The 19,912-nt window shown below is 65.3% G+C and carries 21 protein-coding genes; 7 read left to right on the forward strand and 14 right to left on the reverse strand.

What is annotated here, in order from left to right:
- Positions 1-57: 57 nt before the first annotated feature.
- The 3 genes from V3328_RS07535 (at position 58) to V3328_RS07545 (ending at position 3,916) form a co-directional block, all read left to right on the forward strand.
- Positions 58-1,113: a ChaN family lipoprotein gene (locus V3328_RS07535; protein WP_340329020.1), complete on the forward strand. Its 1,056-nt coding sequence runs from the start codon at positions 58-60 to the stop codon at positions 1,111-1,113.
- 90 nt (positions 1,114-1,203) lie between these two features.
- A complete protein-coding gene (locus tag V3328_RS07540) occupies positions 1,204-2,496 on the forward strand; it encodes a lytic murein transglycosylase (RefSeq protein ID WP_340329021.1) in 1,293 nt (430 codons plus the stop codon).
- A gap of 100 nt (positions 2,497-2,596) precedes the next feature.
- Complete coding sequence (locus V3328_RS07545; RefSeq protein WP_340329022.1) at positions 2,597-3,916, forward strand: adenylate/guanylate cyclase domain-containing protein; 1,320 nt, start codon at positions 2,597-2,599, stop codon at positions 3,914-3,916.
- 48 nt (positions 3,917-3,964) lie between these two features.
- Here the strand turns inward: V3328_RS07545 and V3328_RS07550 are convergent, their stop codons facing one another.
- Entirely contained in the window at positions 3,965-6,202 is a 2,238-nt protein-coding gene (locus tag V3328_RS07550) for a transglycosylase domain-containing protein (protein ID WP_452303822.1), read from the reverse strand.
- A gap of 274 nt (positions 6,203-6,476) precedes the next feature.
- Here V3328_RS07550 and V3328_RS07555 point away from each other — a divergent pair, with 274 nt between their 5' ends.
- Complete coding sequence (locus tag V3328_RS07555; protein WP_340329024.1) at positions 6,477-6,950, forward strand: YcgN family cysteine cluster protein; 474 nt, start codon at positions 6,477-6,479, stop codon at positions 6,948-6,950.
- Between the two features lie 49 nt (positions 6,951-6,999).
- Here V3328_RS07555 and V3328_RS07560 read toward each other — a convergent pair whose 3' ends face one another.
- The 4 genes from V3328_RS07560 to V3328_RS07575 form a co-directional block, all read right to left on the reverse strand.
- Positions 7,000-7,203: a hypothetical protein gene (locus tag V3328_RS07560; RefSeq protein ID WP_340329025.1), complete on the reverse strand. Its 204-nt coding sequence runs from the start codon at positions 7,201-7,203 to the stop codon at positions 7,000-7,002.
- Positions 7,204-7,382: 179 nt separating this feature from the next.
- A complete protein-coding gene (locus tag V3328_RS07565) occupies positions 7,383-7,730 on the reverse strand; it encodes a DUF1491 family protein (protein ID WP_340329026.1) in 348 nt (115 codons plus the stop codon).
- Between the two features lie 37 nt (positions 7,731-7,767).
- Positions 7,768-8,580: a peptidoglycan-binding domain-containing protein gene (locus V3328_RS07570; RefSeq protein WP_340329027.1), complete on the reverse strand. Its 813-nt coding sequence runs from the start codon at positions 8,578-8,580 to the stop codon at positions 7,768-7,770.
- A gap of 19 nt (positions 8,581-8,599) precedes the next feature.
- Complete coding sequence (locus V3328_RS07575; protein ID WP_340329028.1) at positions 8,600-10,414, reverse strand: sensor histidine kinase; 1,815 nt, start codon at positions 10,412-10,414, stop codon at positions 8,600-8,602.
- A 337-nt stretch (positions 10,415-10,751) separates the two neighbouring features.
- On the opposite strand from V3328_RS07575, the gene V3328_RS07580 reads away from it, so the two are divergent.
- Together V3328_RS07580 and V3328_RS07585 are read left to right on the forward strand one after the other, a co-directional pair.
- Positions 10,752-11,126 carry a DUF5330 domain-containing protein gene (locus V3328_RS07580; RefSeq protein WP_340329029.1) on the forward strand — a complete coding sequence of 125 codons (375 nt, stop codon included), beginning with the start codon at positions 10,752-10,754 and terminating at the stop codon, positions 11,124-11,126.
- Between the two features lie 47 nt (positions 11,127-11,173).
- Complete coding sequence (locus V3328_RS07585) at positions 11,174-11,626, forward strand: SufE family protein (RefSeq protein ID WP_340329030.1); 453 nt, start codon at positions 11,174-11,176, stop codon at positions 11,624-11,626.
- Here V3328_RS07585 and V3328_RS07590 read toward each other — a convergent pair.
- Both V3328_RS07590 and V3328_RS07595 read right to left on the reverse strand, forming a co-directional pair.
- Positions 11,619-12,479, reverse strand: coding sequence for a DUF6456 domain-containing protein (locus tag V3328_RS07590; RefSeq protein WP_340329031.1), 861 nt, complete (start codon positions 12,477-12,479; stop codon positions 11,619-11,621). The genes V3328_RS07585 and V3328_RS07590 overlap by 8 nt on opposite strands.
- Positions 12,479-12,814 carry a helix-turn-helix domain-containing protein gene (locus V3328_RS07595; protein WP_340329032.1) on the reverse strand — a complete coding sequence of 112 codons (336 nt, stop codon included), beginning with the start codon at positions 12,812-12,814 and terminating at the stop codon, positions 12,479-12,481. Before V3328_RS07595 ends, V3328_RS07590 begins: the two co-directional genes overlap by 1 nt.
- Positions 12,815-13,035: 221 nt before the next feature.
- Here V3328_RS07595 and V3328_RS07600 point away from each other — a divergent pair, with 221 nt between their 5' ends.
- Entirely contained in the window at positions 13,036-13,416 is a 381-nt protein-coding gene (locus tag V3328_RS07600; RefSeq protein WP_340329033.1) for a DUF6477 family protein, read from the forward strand.
- A gap of 44 nt (positions 13,417-13,460) precedes the next feature.
- On the opposite strand, the gene V3328_RS07605 is transcribed toward V3328_RS07600, so the two are convergent.
- The 7 genes from V3328_RS07605 to V3328_RS07635 form a co-directional block, all read right to left on the reverse strand.
- Entirely contained in the window at positions 13,461-13,874 is a 414-nt protein-coding gene (locus V3328_RS07605) for a Ros/MucR family transcriptional regulator (RefSeq protein WP_340329034.1), read from the reverse strand.
- A gap of 299 nt (positions 13,875-14,173) precedes the next feature.
- Complete coding sequence (locus V3328_RS07610) at positions 14,174-15,868, reverse strand: Na(+)/H(+) antiporter subunit D (RefSeq protein ID WP_340329035.1); 1,695 nt, start codon at positions 15,866-15,868, stop codon at positions 14,174-14,176.
- Positions 15,858-16,124, reverse strand: a complete 267-nt coding sequence (locus V3328_RS07615; protein ID WP_340329036.1) for a hypothetical protein — start codon at positions 16,122-16,124, stop codon at positions 15,858-15,860. Before V3328_RS07615 ends, V3328_RS07610 begins: the two co-directional genes overlap by 11 nt.
- Complete coding sequence (locus V3328_RS07620) at positions 16,121-17,653, reverse strand: monovalent cation/H+ antiporter subunit D family protein (RefSeq protein ID WP_340329037.1); 1,533 nt, start codon at positions 17,651-17,653, stop codon at positions 16,121-16,123. The genes V3328_RS07615 and V3328_RS07620 overlap by 4 nt, the downstream gene beginning before the upstream one ends.
- Positions 17,650-19,134, reverse strand: a complete 1,485-nt coding sequence (locus tag V3328_RS07625; RefSeq protein WP_340329038.1) for a monovalent cation/H+ antiporter subunit D family protein — start codon at positions 19,132-19,134, stop codon at positions 17,650-17,652. Before V3328_RS07625 ends, V3328_RS07620 begins: the two co-directional genes overlap by 4 nt.
- Complete coding sequence (locus V3328_RS07630; protein ID WP_340329039.1) at positions 19,131-19,499, reverse strand: cation:proton antiporter subunit C; 369 nt, start codon at positions 19,497-19,499, stop codon at positions 19,131-19,133. The genes V3328_RS07625 and V3328_RS07630 overlap by 4 nt, the downstream gene beginning before the upstream one ends.
- On the reverse strand, positions 19,496-19,912 hold the full coding sequence (locus V3328_RS07635) for a Na(+)/H(+) antiporter subunit B (protein WP_340329040.1): 417 nt from the start codon (positions 19,910-19,912) through the stop codon (positions 19,496-19,498). The genes V3328_RS07630 and V3328_RS07635 overlap by 4 nt, the downstream gene beginning before the upstream one ends.

Raw genomic sequence — 19,912 nt, forward strand, 5'->3', positions numbered from 1 at the left:
AGGGCGGACTTTTCCGCCTTGGTGGTGACATCCGGTTCCAGCCCACCGGAGTGATCGATGTCCGGCAGAGGACAGAAGGCGGGACCGTTTCATCTTCGAGCCCATGGGTTCGACCGACGAACAGCACGTTCGGCGGCATTTGCGCTTGCCGCGCTCGCGGCCTGCCTTCTGCAGCCACCCTCGTCGGCCAGTGCGGCGACACTCGACGCTCGAGCCTGGATCTCCGAACATTTCCGGACTCATCCGCTCGCGGGCACGGTCTGGCGCGGTGACGGAACACGCTCCGATCTCGACACGCTCCTGACGGCCGCCCGCGCCGCCGACCACGTGCTGGTCGGCGAGACCCACCCCAATCCCGACCACCACCGCATTCAGGCGGACATCATCCGCGACCTGACCGACAGCGGGCGGAAGCCGGCCGTGGTTCTGGAAATGGTGCCTGCCTCCTATCAGGACAGGCTCGACGCCTTCTCGCGTGCTAAATCCGCCGACGCGTCCGATCTCGGCGCGATGCTGGACTGGGAGGATCGCGGCTGGCCAGCCTGGACGATCTACCAGCCGATCGCCGAATCCGCCCTCGCATCGGGATTGTCCCTCAGGGCCGGGGATCTGGACCGTGAGCAGATGATGCAGATCGGATCGTCGGGAGCGGCTGCCTTGAGCGCGGACCGCGTCCGCGCGCTCGGACTCGACCTGCCGCTGGACGACGACCTGGAGGCGGGCCTTCTCGAAGTACTGAAAGCCGCCCACTGCAACCTGCTGCCGGAAGCGGCGCTGGCGCCGATGGTGACCGTTCAGCGTGCCCGCGACGGCGCTCTGGCGGCCGCCATGTTGGAGGCGGGGACGGCGGACGGTGCCGTGCTTGTCGCCGGCGCGGGTCACGCGCGAAACGACTGGGCCGTGCCGCACGTGTTGCGGCAACTCGCGCCCGAAGCAACCGTCATGTCCGTCGGTCTGATAGAAGTAACCGATTCACTGCCGGATTTTTCCGACTATGCCGAGGGCGGCACGGCCATGCCCTATGACTTCGTCATCTTCACGCCGAAGTCGGAGATCAAGGATCACTGCGCGGAACTTGGTGAACGGTTTGCTAACCCGGCCAGGTCAGACTGACCGACAGAGCCGGGGAATCGCGGGCGCGAACAGCCGTTCACGGCACTGCCGCCGCCCCGGAAACCGACATTCGCCAAGAGGATTCGCCCCATGTCATTGTCATCCTGGAAATCGCGGACATTTCTGCCGCTTCTCGTCCTCGCCGCACCTGCGCTGTGGGCCGGATCGGTAAACGCGCAGGGATTCGCGTCCTGCGTCGCCAACCTGAAGGCCGCGGCGGTGCGGGCCGGCGTCAGCCAGGCCGTTGCGAACCAGGCGCTGAACTTCACGCAGCCCGACGAGAAGGTGCTGCGCCTGTCGCAGGTGCAGCCCGAGTTCAAGACGCCGATCTGGGACTATCTCGGCTTTCTCGTCGACGAACAGCGGGTGCGAGACGGCCAGGCGATGATGCGCAAGTATGACGGCGTGCTTCGCGCCGCCGAGCAGAAGTTTGGCGTCAATCGCTATGTCATCGCCGCCGTCTGGGGCGTGGAAACCGATTTCGGCCGGGAAACCGGCGACAGCTTCCTGCCGCACGCGCTGGCCACCCTGACCTGTCAGGGGGGCAGGCGCGAGGATTTCTGGCGGGGCGAACTGATCGCCGCACTGAAGCTCGTCACGACCGGAGATCTTCAGCTCAACGAACTCTACGGCTCCTGGGCCGGCGCCTTCGGTCAGACCCAGTTCATTCCCTCGACCTACCAGAGCCTCGCCGTGGATTTCGACGGCGACGGACGCCGCGATCTGGTCAAGTCGGTGGCAGACGCGCTCGGCTCGACGGCCAACTACCTGCGCCGCGGCGGGTGGCAGCCGGGGCAGTCCTGGATGATCGAAGTGCGCGCTCCCGCCGGCTACAACGGTCCGACGGGCCGCACGAACCGGGCGTCGCTCTCGAGTTGGGCGCAACGCGGCGTGGTGCGCGCCGACGGCACCGCCCTGTCGGGGGGCGCACAGGCCGGACTGCTGCTGCCGGCCGGGCCGAACGGACCGGGCTTCCTGGTGTTCCCGAACTTCGACGCGATCTATTCCTACAATCGGGCCGAATCCTACGCGCTGGCGATTTCCTATCTCGCCGACCGCATGGCCGGCCATCCGCCGCTGCGCACCCCGTGGCCGACCGACGATCCCGGCCTGTCGCGCGCGGAGCGGCTGCACCTGCAGAAGCTGCTGCTGGCCAACGGCTACGACATCGGCGAGGCCGACGGGAAGATCGGGCCGGTAACACGGGCAGCGATCGCGGATGCCGAAAAGCGGTTCGGGATGCCCGAGACGGGACGGGCCGGCCAAAAGATCTACCGGGCGCTGGGTGGCAGCCCTTCCGGTGCGCCAATCACGACCGGCAGCACCGGCGCCGGCGAGACGACCGGCAGCGTGCCGACGCCGCAGCAACGGCCGCTGCGATAGGCTCGGCCGCGGGCAGCAAAGGGGCAGCCGATACGGCGGCGGCAAGGCGTGTTATGCTTCTCGGAAGCCCTCCGGGCAACCCGAGACGAGGCACGCGGGAGTGGTTCGACCCTCAGCCATCGAGACCCCGGCCGCCGGCGACGCCGATGCCAGCCTCTTTCCGCTGAGCGTGGAAGAGGCGGAGCGTGACGCCGAGCGCATCGCGTCGGCGGCGCGCGGTGCCGCCGGGCTCATCATCGCGACCGGCCTCATTGCCGCGCTGGCCTTCGTCACGGACACCAATGCACAGACGGTCGTGCCGCGCGTCCTGACGGCGCTTGCGATCATGGCCGGCTTCGTCGCCCTCGCCGTCATATCGTTCGCGGCCAGCCGCGCATCGACCTTCCGGCCGCAGGTCGCATACCTGTTCGTCCTCGGCGACGCGCTGCTCATCCTGATAGCGCTGCACGAGGGCATGTATTTCTCCAGCCATCCGGGTGTGCTGGTCTTCGCCCAGCCGCCGGCGTGGCTCATACCGATCGCCATCGCCATCCAGTCGGTCCGGTTCCGCACCGGACCCCTCATACTGGCGGCGGCGCTGTACATCATCCTGCTCGCCGCGCTCGTCGCATTCGCCGGGACGCTCACCTATGCGGCCCTGCCGGCAGCCGACATGGGAACGCTCTACTCGGTGCCGGCGGACGCCATCCGCGGCCTGATGATCGCCATTACCGCGACGGTCCTCGTGGTGTCGGTGCGCAGCAAGCGCGACATCCTGATCCGGGGTCTGCAGACGGCCCGGCGCGAAGCGGAACTGAAGCTGTTCCTGCCGGAACCGGTGTCGCGCCGGGTCAGCGCGGCAGCCGGCAAGCCGCTCGCCGAGCAGATGACCCTCGCCATCCTGTTCATCGACCTGCAGGGCTTCACCCGGGAGAGCGAAAAGGTGGTGCCCGCCGAGATCGCCGGATGGCTCGCCGAATTTCGCGATCGGGTCAACGCGCTGGTGCTGGCAAGCGGCGGCTTCGTCGACAAGTTCATCGGCGACGGCATCATGGCGATCTTCGGATACGAGAGCGACCCCGACGCGGCGGCCCGTCAGGTGTTCGTGGTGCTGGACGGCCTGCCCGCCGCGATGCGCGACTGGCAGGCGGCCAATCCCGCCGCCCCCAGGTTCAACATTGCGGTCGGCGGTGCGCTGGGGCCGGTCTTCGTCGGCGTGGTGGGATCGGGCGACAGGCGCGAGTTTACGGTCATCGGCGACACAGTTAACGTCGCCGCGCGGCTCGAGGCCTTCGCCAAGGAACGCAGCACGCTGGCCGCGATCACCTTCGAGACCGCCCGGCACGCCGGCGTCGCCGACAGGTTCGAGGCGGACGCCGAACAGTTGGAAGTGCGCGGCCGCCGGGAGCCGCTCCTGGTCTGCCTCGTGCCGCGACCCTGAGGCTGCCGGCGCCTTCGCGGCGTCCCGTTCCGGGAGGAGAACCTCGACCTAACTCTTGTTGCCGCGAATGGTGATCTCGATTACCTCCTCGGGCTCGGGCTCCTGCACGGCAGCCGATACGTCGGCGGGTGCAGGCATTTCCGAGGCAGGTGCCGGAACGCTCTGCCACGCGTCCATGCCGCTTTCCCGGGCCCGCAACATGGCCGAGGGCCCCTGCGATACTGCCGGCTGCAGCGCCGGGGCCTGACGCATCAGGCGTTCGATCTCGTAGAGCAGGTTCTCGGACTGTTTGGACAGGATCAGCGATTCTGCAGGCACCGTCGCGCCCTCACCGGCGGCCCTGGCGGCTGCCTCCGCATCCGCCACCAGGACGGGCTCGTCGGGAACGCCGCCCACGCCCGGGATCGGCTTGATCTCGATTCCATTGTGAGCGTAGCTCATCAGCTTGTTCCAGGTCATCGCCGGCAGGCTGCCGCCCGTCATCCGCCGGGTCGACGTAAAGTCGTCATTCCCCACCCAGATCGCGGCGACGTAGTTCCCGGTAAAACCGCAGAACCAGCCGTCGCGATATGCGTTCGTGGTCCCTGTCTTGCCGGCGATCGGCGCGGTCGGGAACAGGGCGCGGCGACCGGTTCCATTGTTCGCGGCCTGGTAGAGCATCGCATTGAGTTCTGCGACCTTTTCCGGCGGCACGGCCATCGGGCGCGGCGGCTCGTCGGTCGAATGGCGGTAGATCACATTGCCTTCGCCGTCGCGAATGTCGACGATCCCGTAAGGTGTCATCTTGAGTCCGCCGGAGGCCAGGGTCCCGAATCCGGCAAGCTGGTCCATGACGGTGACTTCGGAGGCGCCCAGCGGCAGCGACTTGGAGATCACGAGCGGTGTGTTGACACCCATGTTCTTCGCGGTCTCGACGATCTTGTCCCGTCCGACCGCCTGCGCGAGCCGGACGGCGACGGTGTTGACGGAATACTGCAGCGCCGTCGTCAGGGTGATGTTGCCGCGGAAGCGGCGGCCGTAATTCTGCGGCGACCATCCGCCTATGGTGATCGGGGCGTCGGCGACGATCGACTGGGGCGAATAGCCGTTGGCCAGCGCCGTCATGTAGACGTAGGGCTTGAAGGACGAGCCGGGCTGCCGGAGTGCCGAGGTCGCGCGGTTGAACTGGCTTTCGCCGTAGTCGCGCCCTCCGACCATCGCGCGCACCGCGCCGTCGAGATCCGCCATCGCCATTGCCGCCTGGCTGGCGCCGTACTGCTTGCCATACTGGCGCAGGTTGGATTCCACCGCCTCTTCGGCGACCTGCTGCAGCGTCATGTCGACCGTCGTCTTCGCGGTCAGCACGAAGGCTTTGCCGCCGGTGATCCGCCGCACCTCCTCAAAGGCCCAGTCGAGGAAGTAGTCGGGTGCGGTGTGGCCGGAGCGGTCGACCGGCGTGGCAGGGCTGCGGCGGGCGGCGAAGACCTGACCTTCAGTCATGAAGCCGGCCTCGACCATGTTCTGCAACACCGTGTTGGCCCGGCCGCGGGCCGCCGGAAGGTCGATATGCGGCGCATAGCGGCCCGGCGCCTTGAACAGGCCGGCGATCATCGCCGCTTCCGCAAGGTTGATGTCCCTAACGGACTTGCCGAAGTAGAACTCCGCCGCCGCATCGACGCCGAAGGTGCCGCCGCCGAGATAGGCGCGGTCGAGATAGAGCTTGAGGATTTCGTTCTTGGTCAGATGCGTCTCGAGCCAAAGCGCCAGGAAGGCTTCCTTGATCTTTCGCTCGATCGTGCGCTCGTTGGTTAGAAACAGGTTCTTTGCGAGCTGCTGGGTGAGCGACGAGCCGCCCTGCACCACCGTCTTGTGGCGCATGTTCTCGATCAGCGCCCGGAACGTGCCCATCACGTCGATGCCGAAGTGCTCGTAGAAACGCCGGTCCTCGGTGGCCAGCGTCGCCTTGATCATGTGGTCGGGGATCTCGTCGAGCGGCACCGAGTCGTTGTGCAGGATGCCGCGCTTGCCGATCTCGTTGCCGTAGCGGTCGAGGAACACGACCGAATACTGCGCCTGGCCCCTCCAGTCGTCGTGGGTCTCGTCGAAAGCGGGGATCGCCAGGGCCAGCATCAGCACGGCGCCACCGGCACCCATGGTCAGGCCGTCGGAGAAGAGCTCCACCAGTACCCGGCGCCAGCCCTTGACGTTGAACCGTTCAAGCCGGGCGGAATAGCCTTCCAGTCCCCTCTTGACCCCGTCGAGAAGCGAATAGAAGAAGGCGTCGATGAAGGAGTCGGCTTCCAGCATCCGGCGGCGGATGCGCGTCCAGATCCCGGTCCTCGGACCACTGGCAAACGGGTCGCTCACTTGACCTCAACTCCGTGCGAACTCAACTACCACCGATGCGCTCGCGCCCCGCTTTTGTAATGACCAAGTCTGACAGGAAAATGCAAGTGGTTCGCCGCTGCTCACGCGAGCGTGAAATTGCCGGGCGGCCGGGCAGCCGCACAGGCCCGGAGGAAACGCACGCGCGCGACCGGGCATCGGGGACAGGGCGGCGAACGGACGTCAGGATCGCATCATGACCGAAACTTCCGGCGGCGCGCCGGACAGGCCCTTCTGGAGGACCAAGTCGCTCGGCGAGATGACGCCGGCCGAATGGGAATCGCTGTGCGACGGATGCGGCCGATGCTGCCTGATCAAGCTGGAAGACGAAGACACCGGCGAAATCTGGTTCACAGACGTCGCCTGCACATTGCTCGACCGTGACGCCTGCCGCTGCTCGGACTATCGGAACAGGGGCCAACGGATTCCCGACTGCGTGGCGTTGACGCCGGAGCGGATCGGCGAACTCGCATGGCTGCCGCCGACATGCGCCTACCGGCTCATCGACGAAGGTGCGGACCTCTACTGGTGGCATCCACTGGTATCAGGGGATGAGGATACGGTGCACAGCGCTGGAATATCCGTGCGCGGACGCACCGTCGCCGAAAGCGACGTGCCGCAAGACGAACTGGAAGACCGGATCATCGACTGGCCGATGGAGACGCCCTAGCTTCGTCCGGCGCCGCAGCGCACGGCTCAGGTCTCCAGCCGATAACGGCTCAGTTTTCGACAGGTCGGACAGGCCCGCCTTCGCTGGCGTAGCGCATGAGCCGGTGCGAAGGGTCCGGATCCTTCCGCTCCCGGCGCACTCCGGGAAAAATGATCACCTGGCCCATCGGTTCGCCATCGCCGGACGATCCGTCGACGCCGGACTTCCTGACGGTCCGACGCACGTCGCTCTGGAATTGCAGCACAGCTGCCATTGGTCGTCTCCTCGATCGGAGATGCGGCACGGCACCAGCCCTTGCGGCACCGTTCGGCCGAACACCAGCATTAACCATTCATCAGGGTTAACAGTCCGCTAACGCTCGATCCGATAACGAGCCTGTGATTTCCGCTTCGCAAGTCGCCTCGCCGGCCAATCCACGGCGGATTTTCCAGGCTACTCGACCACCTGCTCAAGCAGATGGCGGCCGTGCCGCTCCTCGACTTCCACGACCCACAGATCGGGATCGAATCCGAACTGGCGCGAGAGAAATTCTTCGGCCTTTTCGTCCGTGACGGGTCCGGTCCCCGTTGCCCTTATCCACTGCCGTTCTACCGGACGCTCGTCGTCGAAAGACGTCTGGGGGGCGGGCCCGTATACGTCGGACGTGCCGTCCAGCCGGTTGATGCGGATGAAGATTGCGCCCGCCTCCTCGGCCCCGCGGCGCACGATCGCCACGGGAATGCCCTCCATCGACAGACGCCGAAGATAGGCCGATATCCAGATCGCGGACTTCAGGCGCAATCTGCGCACTCCTCCTGCCGGTATAACAGATAACTTGTCAGCCGAGCGGCACGCCGCTGACGGCGGAGAGTTCTTCGAGCAGTCGCTTAGAGATCCTGCCAGTCATGGGCAGGCCGCGATCGACCTCGAAATCCTCGATTGCGCGCTTGGTGGAGGGCCCGATCTGGCCGTCGATGGAGCCCGGAGCATAACCGAGGTCCGCCAGGATGGTCTGGACCGCTTCTATCGTGGGATCGGGTGCGTCGGCCGCGGTGACCGGAACGCTCGTCGAGGGCTCCGGCGCGGTGGCCGACGGCTGAACCGGCGGAAGCGGCACGATTGCAGCGGGATCTTCGCCGGCGAGCAGGGCGGCCACCGGATCGTCGTTGTCGCTCCGCTGCGGACTGGGCGACGGCACTGGTGGCGCATTCAGTGTCGACAGCCTGACATGGGCAAGCAGTGCCTCGGTCGGCCGACCGGTCTGGGCAAGGCCGGCGGCGGCTTCGTAGGACAATATGGCCGACTCGGTCTGCGGTCCGAACTGGCCATCCAGCGGTCCATTGTAGAAGTTGCGGCGGCCGAGTTCCGACTGCAGATCGCGGGTCAGTGCCTCCTGACGCTCTGCGGCGCGTTGCTGGTCGGCATCCAGCGCTTGGGTGGGCGCGATCTCGACGCGGCGCCCGGGTTTCGGCTGGGGCTGGACGGATGGAATTCCGGAAAGTCCGTCCCGGCCGAGAAACGGCGCGGGATGGGGGCCGTCCTGCATCCACAGCGCGTTCACCGAGATCGCCCCCCAGGCGGAGAATACCACGCCGGCGGCGAGCACGCCGAGCGGGTTTCGAACGACGATACCGAGCAGTCTGCCTATCATTGTCTCGTCGCCCGTACGGTCACGCGATCAGCTTGTAGGGCATCTCGGTCACGCCCGGCCGGTCCGCCACCGTTGCGGTGGCCGCGATTTCCGGCAGCCGGATCAATATGCGCGTGCCCACGCCGAGTTCGCTGTCTATCTCCATCGTTCCGCCATGCAGCGCAACCAGCCCCTTCACGACGGAAAGGCCCAGTCCGGTGCCCTGGTGGCGCCGCTCGTAGCCGCTATCGAGCTGGCAGAAGGGTTCTCCGAGCCGCGGGACATCGCAGCGTGCAATACCGACCCCCTCGTCCGCCACATACAGGACGACAGACCGGTCTTCCCGGTAGGCGCCGACCACGATTCGCCCGCCGCGCCTGGAGAACTTCACCGCATTGGTGAGCAGGTTGAGCACGATCTGCTTGCTTGCTCGCGGATCCGCGCTGATCTTCGAAACCGAGTGCGGCAGGTCGGTCTCGATCCGTAGCCCCGCCTGCGCGACCTGATCGGCGACCATGCGGCGGCAGGTCTCGACCAGTTCGACGACGTCGAGCGACTCCGGAAAAATCTCGAAGTGGCCGCTGTCGATCTTCGACATGTCGAGGATGTCGTTGACGACCTCGAGCAGATGAACTCCGCTTTCGTGGATCAGGCTTGCATACTCCCGACGCTTTTCGTCGTCGAGCACGGGAATGGCCGGCCCAGACACTCCATCGGTGCCCCGCCCCTCGTCCGCACCGGTGCGCAGGATATCGGAGAACCCGAGAATCGCGTTCAGCGGCGTCCGCAGTTCATGGCTCATGCTGGCAAGGAACCGCCCCTTCGCCAGATTCGCACGCTCGGCCTCCTCCTGGGCCAGCCTCAGTTCGCCTTCAGCCTGCTTGCGGCTCCCGATCCTGCTGATCACCGCAACGATGTCCGGGGAGCCGCCCTCCCCGACCACCAATGGCCGGCATCGCATTTCGACCCACACGTAGTCGGCGGCGACACCGGACGGTGCCGCGTCTATCCGCAACTCGGTCGATGCAGCACCTCCCGCTGCGGCGACGTCCAACGTCGTCAGATAGCCGGGCCGATCCGCGACATGGACGCGTGCGAACAGCCCGTCACCGCACAGTGCAGCCCCGGGGACGGAGAAGATGGCCTCCGCGGCATCGGTGGCGAAGGTCACATTGCCGTTGCGACGCAACGTGAGGATCGCGTCGCTTGCGGCATTGGCTATCCGACGCAGCCGGTCGTGGCCGGCACGCTCGACGGCCGCGGCTCTGCGCGCCAGGGACCACGCGCGACCGGTCATCAGACCGACGAAGGCCAGTATCGGCAGGACGCCGATCAATCCCAGGGCCGAGGTCGCGCCGGGATCCGCCGTCGCCGCCGGGATCGCCCCCACAGCTTCGGCGGCCGTCATGCCAATCAGCGCACCTCCCGAGACTGCGATGGACAGGAGGACGATCATGCCGGACCCGGACAAGGCGGCTTCCGCAGGAACGGCGGCCAGCCAGGGCAGGAACGGCGACGCCATGCCGCCCGTCCACGTGGCCAGGACCAGGATCAGCAGCGCCATCGAGGCTGCGGACATAACGTGCGCAACCCAGAGCCTTCCGGTGCGAGACAGGTAGAAGGCCACCGCCATCGGTGCGGCAAGCCATGCAAAGCAGATTGCCGCCAGCGCGTCCGGTGCACCCCAGACCGCCAGATAGACTGGGAGGGATATCGCGGCGACAGCCACGGCGATCAGCCGCGTGGCGATGAAGGTCGCGTGCAATGCCGCCTGAAGCGGGTCGCGGCGGGCGCACGGATGCACCATCGCCTGGACGACCCTCGAAAACGGCAGGAAATACCTGGTTACGCGCACACGACACTCCGGCAATCGGTACGGGCAGCGTCCCGATTGCGTAGGATCACCTGGCCTGACCGAACAGGCAGCGATCATTCCAAACGGCCATTAAGGGAACGCTAAATCGACCTGCCTCGGCAGCTTCGGCACCGCGGCGATCTGATCAGGGTTAACAGCGGCATAACCGGCGGGAATCCTGAAAGATTGCGACCGTTCTCAACTCCTTGGGCAGGTAACTGACGGGGTGAACGGAAACGATCAAATTTTCACTTTCCGGAAAATCCGGTAGCAAGTCTTGCGAGGTATCGTTTGCCGCAAATGGACGCGAAAAGCGTTTGAGGCAGAGGGCAGAGCCATGTTTCTCATTCGAACCGCATTCTGGCTGTTCCTGGTCGTCATGCTGATCCCTACCGGGCAGTCCGGGCAAGACGGAGAACCGGCCGAGACGGACCTGTCGCCCATGGAGGCGCTGTCCGCCGCACAGCACACGGTCTCCGACCTGGCCGGTTTCTGCGACCGCAATCCGGCCACCTGCGAAACCGGCACGGCAGTCGCGAAGACGTTCGGCCAGAAGGCGCAAGCCGGTGCCAAGATGCTGTACGACTACCTCTCGAAGACGGACTTCGGCAGCGGCGCGGGCACTGCGGCGACGGCCGGCTCCGATGGGGCCGATACCCTGAGCACGACCGACCGGGACATCCCCTGGCAAGGTCCCGACGCGCAGGGTTAGGCGACCTGCGATTTGGCAGCGCGGCCCGCCAACGCTATATCCCGGGCATGACCGATAAATCGCAGACCAGTTCGATCGACACGATCGTCGATGATTTCTCCTTCCTGGACGAGTGGGAAGATCGCTACCGCTACGTGATCGAACTCGGCCGGACCCTCGAACCCCTCACCGAGGCAGAACACTGTCCCGCGAACAAGGTGGAGGGATGTGCCAGCCAGGTGTGGCTCGTCACCAGTTCCTCCGGCGGCGAGGATCCGGTGCTGACCTTTCGCGGCGACAGCGACGCCCATATCGTTCGCGGGCTGATCGCCATTCTCCTGGCGCTTTATTCCGGCCGGAAGGCGAGCGAGATCGTATCCACCGATCCCGCCGACACCTTCGATCGGCTTGGCCTGCGCGAGCACCTCACCCGGCAGCGTTCGAACGGACTCACGGCAATGGTCGAACGGGTCCGGCAGGAGGCAGCGTCGGCGAAAGGAAGCCAACCCGCCCTCAACTGACGGCATCGTCGTCGGCTGGAAGATCGCCGGCGGTGGGTCGGTAATCGTCGGCGCCCCAGTGCAATACCCGGCGCGGCCGGTCGAAGCCTTTCGCCACGTCCGAATATCCATAGTGGTCGGCGAGCCGGTCCAGCGCGATCCGCAACACCACCTTGGCCGAGCGCCGCGGCCAGCCCCGGCACCGCTCGGCATCCTCCAGTCCGGTGAGGAAGCAGCACACATCCAGAAGCAGCGAACCCAGTTCCGGACCGAGTGCGGCAAGGGCGGTCTCGACGCGCCGGCGGGCCGAGATCGTGCTGTCGAGGAGTTCGCCGACACTGCCGGCGGATGCCCGGCGGCCGCGCCCGGACGCAGGCCGGGTCCAGTCCGCGGTGACACGGGGTCCGAGACGTCCCCTCTCGAAATCTGCACGAAGCCGCTCGCCGGCCCTGTACTGCGCGTCGCTCACCAGCGGCTCTCCGTCACTCCCCTTTCTGCGCCGCAACCACGTCAGCGGACTTTCGTTGACGACGATTTCCGCCGCAGCCCTTCGACCGTCTTCTGTTTCGACGTCCGCGGCGACACGGGCGAGATGCTGCCCTCGCCAACGGTCGGTGCCAGCGCGCCGGCGGCGGAGCCACGCAAGGCCTGCCTCGGATACGACGATCTCACCGCCGCCGGCATGCCTCAGCAGATCGTGAGCCAGCATGAGTTCGACCAGGCCGGCGGATAAGACACGACCGGCGCCGCCGCCGGGGTGCTGCAGGCAAAAGGTGTCGGGGCCTGCCGCCAGGAGCCGGAAGTCCTCGACGACCATGGCTGCAACGACGCGCTCCGCCTCGAGCGCCTCGGCAGAATCGACTGGAGCCGCCATCACGCGTCTTCCAACTCGGCCAGCGAGCGTTCGAGCCGGGCAATCCTGGCGTCGAACGCGCGGTCGTCGCGACGGTCCTCGATCCGGGCACAGGCGTAAAGCACGCTGGTGCGGTGGCGACTGAACAGCGCCGCCACGTCGGCATAGGTCCGGCGGAGGACCACGTGCATGAGATACATCGCCGTGTGACGCGCCAGCGACTCCTGGGCGGAGGTTCGCGCGTCGGCGAACAACGCCGCTTCGCGAACCCGAAAGGCGCGGGCGACCCGCCGTACCAGTTGCGCCTCCGTGCTGTCGAGGTGCCGGGGTGCACCGCCACCCTTTCGGTATTGCAAATCCGGCTTCCGGGGGTCCCCGCACCTTTCCATCGCTCGACTCCACCACGCGTGAGAAATAGGAAAATTGTCTTCTTTCCTACCTCGGGATGGCGAAGCGTGAATAGATTTTCGACGTGATTGCCGTTTTATAACGTGTTTTCAATATCTTAGAATTCTGCTGAATAGGATTTTTTTCACATTTCCGGGCCAGGCAATACCATTCGAGCCTCGAGGCCCGAATGGAGGATGCCGTGCGATCATCGCGAAAGGACCGGAATCGATCAGCGGAGCGGTCGGGAAAGCGGCCGCGCGCGCGTGACCGCGGGCCGCTGACAGAAACGATACGTGCCGGTGCCGACCTCTACGACCGGCAAAGGCACCTGCCCTGGCTTGCGCGGGCGACGCCGGCGGAACTGTCCTCGGAAAATCCGGAGACGATACTGGAGATCGTCGAGCGGCTCAGCCGTGCCCTGGCTGCCGAACGCCGGCGAGGCCGCGCGAACCACTGGTCCTATGACATGAACCGCCACATCGCCTTGCTTCAGGCGCTCGCGGCGGAACGGCAACGCCTCGACCGCGGAACGCGGCCGAGGCGGCACGACTTGCGAACATGCGCTTAGGTCGAACCGCCGGCCGAAAGCCCGGAAACGGCTCGGCAGGGAACCTACTTGCGCTTGCGGCGCTGTCCCAGGCCCATCTTCTTCGCCAGCGCCGAGCGCGCGGCGGCATAGTTCGGGGCCACCATCGGATAGTCCGGCGCCAAACCCCATTTTTCGCGGTATTCCTCCGGCGACAGGTCGTAGTGGGTGCGCAGATGCCGCTTCAGCGACTTGAACTTCTTGCCATCTTCGAGGCAGACGATGTAGTCGGGAGTGACCGACCTGCGAACCGGGACGGCCGGCTTCAGTTCTTCCTTCACCGGCTCCATCGCGCCAGTTGCCGCCTTCACCAGAGCCTGGTGCACGTCGCCGATCAGTGCGGCTAGGTCACTCGTGGGGACAGTATTATTGCTGACATAGGCGGATACGATATCGGCCGCCAGATCGATAAGCTCGGTTTTTGGGGTGGATTGGTCCATAACGTTCTAAACTCTTTTCGACTGGAGTGTGTATACCGGTCGGGACTATCTGGCCCCTTGAATTTCACGCTTCGTGAAATCGACCGGCCGGGTGCCGGAACCTGTTTCGAATCGTCGCCAGGCTCACCAGACGCGCGAATACATAATATAGGCAGAATTACAATTCAACCAGATTTAAGGATAATATTCTGAAAACTCGAAACTGAACTTGCCAATAGCTGGTCGACACCGAATACCCTTATGTCACCTCATATTCCGCTACGGCAAATGCACCGAATATTCGCAACAAAGGCAGCTTGCTACTGTACGTAGTAGATCACCAGCCAGGCCGCCAGCAACAGTGTCGTCCACAATGCCATCAGCCCCGTAGGCCAGGTTCGGGCGAGGATGCCGTCAGGTCCGTGATGGCGGTAGATGCCGGTCAGGAAGGCGCTCAGCGGCTTGAACATCGCGCCGAGCGCCCACCGCCTCAGAGCAACAGCGATGTCCCAACCTGCCAGAGCCACCGTTGGCGCGGCGCGGCGATAGACCCATTCGAAATCTAGGTTCATGGACTTCAGTGACACGGGATAGAGCCCGCGGCGCAGCAGAACGGCGAAGGCAAGCGCCGAGAACATCAGAAGCTGCAGCTGGGTGACAACGTGCTCGAGCGTATAGGGAGCATAGTCGCCGGGATACGGCAGGAGTTCGTAGAACGTCATCGGCAGCACCCCGATCCCTATACACAGGACCGATGCCAGTCCCATTGCCGCCAGCATGTTGGGCGGCGCCTCCTCGCAGCGGATACCGGAATCCCGCCCGAAGAACGCGGTGTAAGGAACCTTGAGGCCGATCTGAAGGAAGGCGCCGGCGCTGGCGAACAGCAGGACCAGCCACGTCCAGAAATAGTCCTCCCCAAGCGCCGCCGAAATGATCATGGCCTTGCTGACGAACCCGCTGAACAGCGGGAAGGCCGAGATCGAGGCCGCCCCGACGATGCCGAACCCTGCCGTCAGCGGCATCGACCTGACCAGTCCTCCCAGATCCGACGCCTTGGCGGTGCCGGTGCGGTACAGCACGGCTCCCATCGACATGAACAGGAGGACTGTATAGAGGACGCTGCAAAAGGCGTGCGCCACCGCCCCGTTGAGCGCAAGCTCGGTGCCTATGCCTATGCCGACCACCATGAAGCCGAGCTGGCCCACCAGGCCGTAGGCCAGCACCCGCCTCAGGTCGTTCTCGATGACCGCGTAGAATAGCGGAAATACAGCCATGGCCGCGCCGATGGGTATCAGCAAGTCCGTCCCGGCGTAGCCGCGCGCCAACGCGTAGATGGCAAGCTTGGTTGTGAACGCCGACATGATCACCGCACCGGTGACCGTCGACGTCGGATAGGCTTCCGGCACCCAACCGTGCACGAACGGGAATGCCGCCTTGATGCCGAACGCGGCGAGTATGAGAGCGCCTGCCGTCGTGCCGAGGCCGATATGCTCGAATGCGATCGATCCGGTCGCTTGATAGTGGATCGCAGCGCCGGCGAGGAGCAGAACGCCGGATCCGACATGGATGACAAGATAGCGGATGCCGGTCTTGATGGCGTTCTCGTTTCGGCTGGCCCAGATCAGGAAGACCGAGGCCATCGCGGTCAGTTCCCAGAAGACGAACAGCGTTACCAGATCGCCGGCAAAGATCGCCGCGACCGCCGCGCCCGGGTAAAACAGCCCGGCAACGTGCTGGACGGTGTCCTTCAGGTGCAAGGCGAAGACAACGCCGAGAAATGCCGCGATCAGGAACACGTAGCCGAACATCCGGCTCAGCCCGTCCACCCGGATCGTCGTGAGATCGAGGTCGAATATCGACAGGCCGCCGTACGCCCCGTTCGGGAGCCAGAGCAGATAGAGGAAGGCCACGACCGGGAGCGCCAGCATGAAGACCGAGCGGGCGATGCCGCGCAACAGCGGCACGACGAGCGCACCGAGTATCAGGATCAGTCCGGGCGACACCTCAACGGTCATAGTAGTTCTCCGGCCGCATCAGGATGCGGCGCATCGCCTTTGCGACGAGAACGAGACCGATGCTCACCACGAACCCGTAGATGCCGTAGAAGCCGATCCAGTGCTCGATGGCGAACGGCCCGTGCTTGTGGACCAGGGGATCGATCAGGAGCAGTCCTGCGCAAACCGCGTAGAGCGCCCAGACCAGATAGCGGGCGGTCCGCGGGTCGGCGAGCCGGTCCCGCCTCTCGTCTGTGGAGCCAGGTGCAGATGTCATTGCTGCAACTCCTGCAGTTCCGCCGCACCGCCGTCCGTCTCCCCTGCCAAAGCTGCCTGGGAATCCACAATCATCTCCTCAAGCAGCGCCTGAATCGGGCCGGCCTGGAAGAACAGGAAAATGCACAGGAAAGCGGTGATGCAAAGCGGGATCAGACAGGCGAGCGGCGCTTCCTTGATGCGGGTCTCGCCGTCAGCCTCGCTGCCCCGCGGCGGCATGAAGAAGCCCCGCGCCACGATCGGCAGCAGATAGGCGATGTTGAGCAGAGAGCTGACGAACAGCACCCCGATGACGAAGAGATCGCCCGATTCCACCGCACCGAGGCTGAGATACCACTTTGTCCACGCGCCACCGAGCGGCGGCAGGCCGATGATCGACACCGCGCCTATGAGGAACGCGATCATCGTCACCGGCATGGCTCGGCCGATGCCGGCCATGTCGGAAATTTCCGTCTTGTGAGCCGCGGTGTAGATGGCGCCGGCGCAGAAGAACAGCGTGATCTTTCCGACCGCATGCATGGCGATCTGCATGCCGGCGGCGACGATGCTCGCCGGCGCGACCATGGCTGCGCCGAGGACGACGTAGGAGAGCTGGCTGACCGTCGAGTAGGCGAGCCGCGCCTTGAGATTGTCCTTGGAGAGGGCAACGACCGACGCCACCACCAGCGTGAATGAAGCGACGAAGACCAGCCATTGGCTCGCACCGGTCTCCGCGAGGAAATCGATCCCGAACACATAGACGACAACCTTCGTCACCGAAAACACGCCCGCCTTGACCACGGCCACCGCATGCAACAGCGCGCTCACCGGCGTCGGCGCGACCATGGCGGCCGGGAGCCAGTAGTGGATGGGCATCAGTGCGGCCTTGCCGATACCGAACGCGAAGAGCCCCAGCAGAACCCCCGTCAGCGCGGGCGACGCCTTGCCGGCGAGGATGCCGCCCGGCACGAAGTCGAGCGTTCCCGCCAGCGCGCCGGTCCAGATGATTGCCGGCAACAGCAGGGTCATCGAGGTGCCGATCAGCAGGAGCAGGTAGATGCGACCCGCCCGCATCGCGGCCTCGGTCCCCTTGTGGGTGACCAGGGGATAGGTCGAGAGCGTCAGGATCTCGTAAAACAGGAACAACGTGAACAGGTTGGCGGCGAAGGCGATGCCCATGGTGGCCGCCAGCGCGACCGCGAAGCAGACGTAGAACGACGTCTGGCGCGGCTCGTTGTTTCCGCGCATGTAGCCGATCGAGTAGATCGAGTTCAGGATCCACAGCGTCGAGGCGACGCAGGCGAAGATCATGCCGAGAGGCTCGACCAGGAAGCCGATCTCGAGGTTCGGCACGACCTCGAGTGTGCCGGCAGCAGGCCGTTCACCAGCCAACACAGCGCCAAGTATGAGACAGACCGTGGCGAACAATGCGCCTGCCGCGACCAGCGTGATCGCCTCGCGCAGGTTTGGCCGGCGGTGCGCCAGCGGGATCAGCAGCGCCGCCGCGAAGGGGATAGCCAGTGCCAGGAGAACGAGAGCGCCGGAGGTCATCTGAGCAGCCCCGCGAACAGGACATCGGCGGCGCGCGCGGCCAGTCCGGCGGTCATGTCGGCATCAAGTCCGAATACCACGCAGGCGGCGGCAAGAATCCAGGTGGTGACGAGCATCGCCAGCGGCGGCTCGGTCGCCTCGACGACCGCGCCGGTCGGCGTGCGGAACCAGGCAAGTTCGACGACCTTGCCGACATAGATCACCGCCAGCAGCGACGAGGCGACGATCAGGAAGGCGAGCCACCACCAGCCCTGCTCGATGGCGCCGAGCGCCAGATACCATTTCGAGATGAAGCCGACGGTGCCGGGGACGCCGATCAGCGACAGGCCGGCGACAACGAAGGCGGCCATGGTGAGCGGCATCCGCCGGCCAATACCGGCCATGTTGTCGAGCTTGCAGTTGCCGATGCGGTAGGCGACGCAGCCAAGCGCCAGAAACAGTGCCCCCTTCATCAGCGCGTGGTTGAACAGATGGACGATGCCGCCGGTCAGACCGACCGGCGTCGCCAGGGCGATGCCGAGCGTGATGTAGCCCATCTGCGCCACCGAGGAATAGGCGAGCATTCGCTTGACGTTGGTCTGGAAGATCGCGACGAACGAACCGGCAAACATCCCCGCCAGCGACATCACCATCAGGATCGGCGTCACCGGCAGGTCGTCGAAGACGAAGACGACGCCGAAGATGGAGAAATAGTAGCGCAGCAGCAGGTAGACGGCGACCTTGGTGGCGGTCGAGGCGATGAACGCCGTCGCCACCGTCGGCGCTCCCGTATAGGCATTCGGCAGCCAGACATGCAGCGGAAACAGCGCCAGCTTCAGGCACATGCCGACGGTGATGAAGGCAAGTGCGGCGAGGACCGGCCGCGTGTTCTCGACCTCGACGATCCGCTCGGCCATCTCGACGAAGTTCAAGGTGCCGGTCATCGCCAGCAGCAGGCCGACGCCGATGACGTAGAAGGTCGCGCCGATCGTGCCCAGGATCAGGTACTGGTAGGCGGCAACCAGGGCCCGGCGATCGCTGCCCAGTGCGATCAGCACGTACATCGCCAGCGAGGAGATCTCCATGAACACGAAGGCGTTGAAGGCATCGCCCGTGGCCGCCATGCCGAGCAGGCCGGCAAGGCAGAGGAGATAGACACAGTAGAACCAGGCCTGCTTGTTCTCGGGGATCTCGGCGGCGACGCTGAGCCGTGCGTAAGGCATGACGATCGCACCCATCACGGAGACGAGGACGAGCAGGAAGCCGTTCACCACGTCGATGTGATACTCGATCCCGTAGGGTGGTTCCCAGCCGCCGAAGGCGTAGGAGATCGGACCCGAGGTGAGGACCTGGATCACCATCAGCACCGCGATGACCGGCATCGCGAAGCAGACGATGGCGGCGATCGCCCAGGCGATGTGGCGCCGGTCGATCAGGGCGCAGAGCGCGGCACCGGCGAGCGGCAGCGCAACCTGCAGCGCCGGCAGGTGATCGAAGATCATCCGCGATCACCCTTCTCGAAGATCTCCTCCTCCTCGACGGTCCCGAACGCCTCGTTGATGCGGACCACAAGGCCCAGCCCGAGCGCCAGGGTGGCGACGCCGACAACGATGGCCGTCAGGATAAGGACGTGCGGAAGCGGATTGGAATAGACGGTGAAATCCTCGGACAGGATCGGGGGCGTGGCGCCGAGGATCTTCCCGGGCGAGATGTAGAGCAGGTAGACCGAGGTCTGGAACACCGACAGGCCGACCAGCTTCTTGATCATGTTGCCCCGCGCCACGACCACATAGAGGCCGGCGACCATCAGGAAGATCGTGACCCACTGGGTGTAGTGATCGATGACGGAGGTGAAATAATCGCTCATCGGCCCCGCCCCGCGAATGCGTAGAAGATCGCTATCATGGTGCCGGCGACGGTTATGAGAACGCCGAGTTCGATCAGGGTTATCCCGAGATGCTGGCCGTGCACCGGGTCGTGCTCGAGCACCGAGTAGTTGAGGAACTCGCCGCCCATGACCATGCCGGCGAAGCCGGTGCCCAGATACAGAAGCACGCCCAGCGAAATCATCTTCTCCACCGCGGTGACCGAAAGGACCCGCATGGCGTTCTCGAGGCCGAACATGATGGCGTAGAGAATGACGCAGGCGCCGATGATGACGCCGGCCTGGAATCCGCCGCCCGGGCCAAGCTCGCCGTGGAACTGGACGTAGAAGCCGAACACGATGATGAACGGCAGCAGCAGCTTCGTGACGACGCGGAGGACGACATCAAGGCGCAT

This window comes from Microbaculum marinum (genome assembly GCF_037855135.1).
Taxonomy (GTDB): domain Bacteria; phylum Pseudomonadota; class Alphaproteobacteria; order Rhizobiales; family Tepidamorphaceae; genus Microbaculum; species Microbaculum marinum.